The organism is Caballeronia sp., assembly GCF_049581465.1.
Lineage (GTDB): Bacteria > Pseudomonadota > Gammaproteobacteria > Burkholderiales > Burkholderiaceae > Caballeronia.
In genome coordinates this window covers 1-4,588 of the sequence record NZ_JBAUSA010000106.1, presented here as the reverse complement: position 1 = coordinate 4,588, position 4,588 = coordinate 1, and the positions used below count along the sequence as shown (strand labels likewise).

General features: G+C 58.6%; 6 protein-coding genes. 2 read left to right on the top strand and 4 right to left on the bottom strand.

The features are described from left to right. A partial coding sequence (locus WCA53_RS02600; protein ID WP_423905159.1) for a TIGR03118 family protein occupies positions 1-750 on the bottom strand: 750 nt, incomplete at its 3' end. 605 nt (positions 751-1,355) lie between these two features. On the opposite strand from WCA53_RS02600, the gene WCA53_RS02595 reads away from it, so the two are divergent. Beyond that, a complete protein-coding gene (locus WCA53_RS02595; protein WP_423905156.1) occupies positions 1,356-2,753 on the top strand; it encodes an L-lactate MFS transporter in 1,398 nt (465 codons plus the stop codon). Positions 2,754-2,783: 30 nt separating this feature from the next. Next, entirely contained in the window at positions 2,784-2,930 is a 147-nt protein-coding gene (locus WCA53_RS02590) for an MFS transporter small subunit (RefSeq protein ID WP_423905154.1), read from the top strand. Between the two features lie 114 nt (positions 2,931-3,044). Here the strand turns inward: WCA53_RS02590 and WCA53_RS02585 are convergent, their stop codons facing one another. The 3 genes from WCA53_RS02585 to WCA53_RS02575 all read right to left on the bottom strand — a co-directional run. Next, positions 3,045-3,473, bottom strand: a complete 429-nt coding sequence (locus tag WCA53_RS02585; RefSeq protein ID WP_423905152.1) for an ExbD/TolR family protein — start codon at positions 3,471-3,473, stop codon at positions 3,045-3,047. Continuing rightward, on the bottom strand, positions 3,464-4,225 hold the full coding sequence (locus WCA53_RS02580) for a MotA/TolQ/ExbB proton channel family protein (RefSeq protein ID WP_423905150.1): 762 nt from the start codon (positions 4,223-4,225) through the stop codon (positions 3,464-3,466). The genes WCA53_RS02585 and WCA53_RS02580 overlap by 10 nt, the downstream gene beginning before the upstream one ends. 27 nt (positions 4,226-4,252) lie before the next feature. After that, a partial coding sequence (locus WCA53_RS02575; RefSeq protein WP_423905148.1) for an energy transducer TonB occupies positions 4,253-4,588 on the bottom strand: 336 nt, incomplete at its 5' end.

Here is a 4,588-nt window from a genome sequence, read left to right as displayed (position 1 = left end):
GCCGAGTCCCGCGCCCGCGACATCGTCGTGCTTGGCCGGGTCCTGCATCGCGTAAGTGACGAACAGATTCGAGCCGATCGCCTGAATGCCGAACGGCGCGAAGCCGGCCGGAATCGCCGGGTCCGTGAAGGAGCCGGGCATCGGGACCTTGGTGAAGTTGGTATTGAAGACGTCGATCTTGTTGTTATGGAAGTCGGTCGCGTAAAGGAAGTTGTTGCCGTTCATTGCGGCGAGCGCGAGACCCTTGTACACGGCGCCGCCCGTGCCGTCGTCGTACATCACGAACGCGTTGGTCGGCCCGACGTCGGGCGCCCAAGCGGTGATGGTTCCACCTTCGCCCGCGAAAATGAATGCAGCGGCGCCGGACTTGCCGCTTTCCGAGACGGAGAAGCTTTGTGTGCCGTTGAAGACGATGCCCGTGGGCGATGCTGAACCGTTCTTGCCGTCGGGTATTGTGACGACCAGCGATTGCGGCACGCCGTTGCCGTCATAGAGCGTCGCGACATTGGTGCCGTTGTCCGCGACCCAAACGAAACCTTTCGGATTGAAGGCGACGCCCCATGGATTTTTCAGATTCGCGTCAGTGTGCGCGGCGGGCACCGCGCCATCTGAAACGAGGGCGGTCACAGTGAACGACGGCTGGATGGGTGGGTTTGAATTGTTCGAACTGGAGCTGCCGCCGCATGACACGAGAGTCGCGATAGCCGCGCTGCATGCTACGACGCCGAACACGTCGAGTAGAGATTTCATGACCGAACTCCTGGTTCTTTCCAAAGGCCGTAACGCTGATTGAACGAAGAGGACGCCGGGTTTATTCCTGTGACGGAGGACTTATTTCGTGTGCGATCTCGTGCGATTGCAATACTTGAACTAGCTAGATAAAAGCGAATGGTGTGCAACGAATAACGCACGTGACTATTCCATCCGTTCAGCCAAAAAGTTGTGAACGCGTGTGACGTGCTGCACGCCATCAGAAAATAGCCGCAAGGGCCTTACATGGATCGCCTCGCCGAGGGGACCCGCACTTCCGTCTGCGATGCATGCGGTTTTTGCTCATTGGGAGCAGTCGAAAACAGTTTGATCGAAGGTTGCCCTATCGGTATAACCACTTATGTCTGAGCACATCCTATTGCAACATTACAATCCCTTGTCTATCGTGACATTGAATAGCCGTAGGTTATTTGTAGGTTAATTTTATGAAAAATAACATCATATATTCCTCTTTCCCTTCTTTGTACAAACCGGGCTATGGCGATTGAACGGCATGTCGGCAGCGCTACCAACGTGCCGTTGAAGTGTGTCTATAAAAAAAGCAAATGATAAGCAGCGCAACATAACTAGATTGGAGACCCAGCATGAACTCTCAAACCAATACCGCAGTTAGCAGTCCACCCGGATTTTTTTCTAAAGAAGCAACCATCGCAAAACCCGGGTTTTCTCGATGGATGGTGCCGCCCGCCGCCCTCGCTGTGCATCTGTGTATCGGTCAGGCTTACGCATTTTCAGTTTTCAACGCCCCGCTCACGCGCGTGATCGGGATCACGCAGTCGGCCCCTGACGATTGGTCACTGACCACGCTTGGATGGATCTTTTCGCTTGCCATCGTGTTCCTGGGTTTGTCGGCAGCCTTCGCCGGCAAATGGCTGGAGAAAGTCGGGCCCCGGCGCACCATGTTCACGGCGGCCTGCTGCTTCGGCGGCGGTTTCCTGGTGGCGGCGCTCGGCGTGCATCTGCATCAGATCGTGCTGGTCTATCTCGGCTACGGCGTGATTGGCGGAATCGGGCTCGGGCTCGGTTATGTCTCGCCGGTGTCCACGCTGATCCGCTGGTTTCCTGACCGGCGCGGCATGGCGACCGGCATGGCGATCATGGGCTTCGGCGGCGGTGCGATGATCGCGGCCCCCGGCTCGGTCGCACTGATGAACCACTTCAAGAGCGCAGCCAGCAATGGCGTGACCGAGACGTTCGTGACGCTGGGCATCATCTATTTCATCTCCATGTCGATCGGCGCGCTCGTCATCCGCGTCCCGCGTCCAAACTGGACGCCGGCGGGATGGACGCCGCCGTCAAGCAAGGGCAACAAGATGATCACGCGCAATCATGTGCACATTGACCAGGCGTTGAAGACGCCGCAGTTCTATCTGATCTGGCTGGTGCTGTTCCTCAACGTGACGGCCGGGATCGGCGTGCTTGGACAAGCGTCGGTGATGATCCAGGAGAGCTTCAAGGCATCGATTACGGCTTCCGCAGCCGCCGGTTTCGTCGGCTTGCTGTCGCTCTTCAACATGGGGGGACGTTTCGTGTGGGCGTCGGCGTCGGACTGGATCGGACGCAAGAATACCTACTTCATCTTCTTCGCGCTCGGAGCGGTGCTGTATCTGCTGGTGCCGCAGTTCGCGCAAAGCGGCAACGTCGCGCTCTTCGTGCTCTCGTATTGCGTAATCCTGTCCATGTATGGCGGTGGTTTCGCGACCGTCCCAGCCTATCTCGCCGATATGTTCGGCACGAAGTTCGTCGGCGGCATTCACGGCCGTCTGCTGACCGCGTGGGCTGCGGCGGGAATCGCGGGTCCAGTGCTGGTGAACTACATTCGCGCGTATGAAGTGGCGCATGGCGTGGTGAAGGCGGACGCCTACACCACGACCTTGCACATCATGGCGGGGCTGCTGGTGGTTGGCTTTATCTGCAACCTGGCTGTGAAGCACGTGAACGAGAAACATCAGATGAGCGCATCCGCACTCGCGGCAGACTGAACCCAGGACAACAATAAACCGGAAAACGCGATGAACGCTCATACGAATCCAAACCACAACGCAGACACCGCGCCGACCAACAAGCTGCTGCTCGGCGTGTTCTGGATCTATGTGCTGGTGCCGCTTGCATGGGGCGTGGTCAACACCCTGCTCCAGGCGACCAAGTTGTTTCATTGACGCAGGTACGTCGACGCGACGGGATCGCGTGGAGGAAATGCAAAACGCGAGTGGGAGTAGGCACGAAACGTTAGTGCCCGACGATGTCCAATGGGTTTCGCAGAACGACGGCTGTCACTTTCGTTTTTTCGGTTGAGGGTCGGTGACGAAGCCGATCTTCGTCAGGCCACCGGCCTGAGCGGCCGACATTACATCGGCGACGCGTTCGTAAGGCACTTTCCGGTCGGCGCGCAGATGCAGTTCCGGTTGGGGCCTTGCCCGGGCAACCTCGGCGATTCTTGCGCGTAATCCGTCATCGCTCACCGGATGATCGTCCCACAGAATGGTGCCGTCCGCCTGTACCGCGACGTCGATGTGCGCGGGTTTGACCTCTTCGGGTTGGCTGCTCGCGCGCGGAAGATCGATCCTGACCGCATGTTGCATCGCCGGGATCGTGACGAGAAAGATAATCAGCAATACCAGCATCACATCGACGAGCGGTGTCATGTTGATCTCGTTCATCAACCCGTCTTCGTCGTCGTCAGACATACGACTCAGTGCCATTTGAGCACTCCCTCATTCGTTTCGGATTCGTCGCGCGTGACGACCCGCATGTCATTGCGCGTTCCGGACGACACGTGTGACCCGGTCACGAAGTAAGCATGCAGGCCGTGCGCGAAGCGATTCAGTTTCCTCACAATGGTCTTATTGGCGCGTGTCAGTCCGTTGTATCCGAGCACGGCCGGAATGGCGACGAAGAGACCAAAGGCCGTCATGATCAGCGACTCGCCGACGGGCCCGGCGACATGATCGATCGATGTCTGGCCGGTCTCTCCAATGACGATCAACGCATGGTAGATGCCCCAGACGGTCCCGAAGAGCCCGACGAAGGGGGCAGTGGCGCCGATCGACGCGAGGACCGCCAGCCCGCTTTGCAGGCGCGCAACCGCCTCGTCCATCGTGTCCTTCAGGCGGTGTGTGATCCAGTCCGACGCGTCGATGCGGTCGTGCAGATGCGGCTGTGCTTGCGGGAGATGGGTGGCAGCTTCCTTTCCGGCGAGGGCCAGCGCCAGAAACGGATTGCCGCGATGAGACGACGCGTTGCCGCCGAGCGTCTTGAGTCCGTCTTCCAAATGATCCGATTGCCAGAACGACGCCTCGGCATGGTTCGTCATGCGCCTGATCCGCACCAGGTTCCATAGCTTGACGACGATGACAGTCCACGACAGGATTGACATGATCAGGAGCACGATCAAAATGCCCCGTGTGACGATATCCCCTTGATCCCAGACATTCGCGAGGCCGTAGTGGTGCATGGCTGTTTCCTTTGGTTTGGTTATAGTTCATTCGGGCAGTGCGAAGACGAACAGCTGTGAGTACGCGGCGCGGATCGCTTCACCGTTCTCCGTGTACGGTTGACACTCACTAGCATGTATTGCGCCGAGCGCGGCGTCGTCTAGCCGCGGATAGCCGCTGCTCTTTTGCAACTGAATGTTCTCAATGCGCCCGGTCAGGCCGACCACAAATCTGACGATTGCCGTGCCGTTCTCGCCGCGCCGCTTCGACGGATCGGGATAGTCCGGCTTTGCGATATTGCAATCCACATGCGATACGTTCTTCGGGGCGCTCAACGCGAGAGCCGGGCGCTCGATTGCCGGCGCAGTTGCAGTTGCAGTCGC